The organism is Paenibacillus thalictri (assembly GCF_004307995.1).
Lineage (GTDB): Bacteria > Bacillota > Bacilli > Paenibacillales > NBRC-103111 > Paenibacillus_AF > Paenibacillus_AF thalictri.
Window position 1 is genome coordinate 1 of sequence record NZ_SIRE01000075.1, and the last position, 1,382, is coordinate 1,382.

Consider the following 1,382-nt stretch of genomic DNA (forward strand, 5'->3'; position numbering starts at 1 on the left):
AGGAGCGACTCTACAGTTGTTCCTCCAAAGGCTTTATATGGAGGGGTGGGCATGATAGGCTCATGTGCCTTGGCGATACGAGTTTTACGAGGTATCGCCCTTTCGCAAGTCATCATGCCCACAGAGGCTCCATGTCAAGCCGGCGCTGGTGTTCCATAACGCTGATGAAACATCTTCGTTAGTTTTTCCTTGGTTTCGGGGTCGCTGAACCCCCTGATGGAGCGGCCGCTCCATGTCTCGTTATAATCCAATGCTTCGAGGTAGACAATTTTCTCAGCTGCTTCGATGTTGGGTAAACTGTTCATGGGTCGCAGACGTTTTCGTAGCTCTTTGTTGGTTCGTTCAATGGCGTTCGATGTATAGATGGCAGGTCGAATCAGCGGTGGATACTTGTAGTACGCAAGCAAGGTGGAAAGTTGCTGCTCCCACGATTTGAGTTCCTTGGGATACCGCTTGCTCCACTTGTCTTTTACCGTATCAAAGGCTGCCCTGGCTAAATCTCCATCTAATGCGGTGTAGATGGTTTTCAGATCATCCAGAAATTCCGTTTTATCGGGGACGCGAATTTTAGGCATCGTACTCCGGATTTTATGGACGACACAATGCTGTACATCGGCTTGGGGGTACACATCCCGGAACGCGTCCTCCAGACCGGGAAGCCCGTCAAACACACCAAGCAGGACTTCCTGAAGACCGCGGCGGTATAAGTCTTGCAGAACCTCTCTCCAGCCATTAGAGCTTTCTTGGCCGCCGACGTAGAAACCAAGGATCTCCCGGCGGCCTTGCTCATTAATGCCCATGGCCAGATAAATGACTTCGCTATCTACTGTGTTGCGGCGGAGTTTGATGTAAAGTCCGTCCAGGTAGAGAACGGAGTAGCGTTTCTCCAGTGGACGCGACTGCCACTGCTGGATATCTTCGAGTACGGTGTTCGTAATGTTACTCACCGTCGTTGGAGAGTAATGTGTTCCAAACATGGATTCAATGAACTTGGCAATGTCTCGAGTGCTCATACCGCCCTTGTACATGTGAATAACCGTTTCTTCCAGCCATCCTTCTCGACGCTGATACGGCTCGAATAGCTGCGTTTGAAAGTGACCTTGGCGATCCCGGGGGACTTGCAGATCATCGATTTTACCGTGGCGTGTCTCCCAACTACGTTCATAGTAACCATTACGACTGTTATGGCGTTCACCTGGCTGTTCGACCTGCAAGAAGTTTTTGATCTCTTCACGCATGAGCATTTCCAGTTTTTCTTTCAGCAGTTGGGTAACAGAATCTTCTAGTAGATTGCGAAATTCATTTTGATGTATAGTTGCCATGAGTAGGGTTCCTTTCTTGGTGACTTCAGCAATCCCGAGAATACCCTACTTTTTTGTTGG

1 protein-coding gene is annotated in these 1,382 nt (G+C 49.3%); it reads right to left on the reverse strand.

What is annotated here, in order from left to right; translation table 11 throughout:
* Positions 1-134: 134 nt before the first annotated feature.
* Complete coding sequence (locus tag EYB31_RS39915; protein ID WP_131019146.1) at positions 135-1,322, reverse strand: IS256 family transposase; 1,188 nt, start codon at positions 1,320-1,322, stop codon at positions 135-137.
* Between the last annotated feature and the right edge of the window lie 60 nt (positions 1,323-1,382).

Coding starts and splice junctions, on each gene's coding strand:
- EYB31_RS39915 (WP_131019146.1), bottom strand. CDS start 1,322: ATGGCAACTATACATCAAAATGAATTTCGCAATCTACTAGAAGATTCT.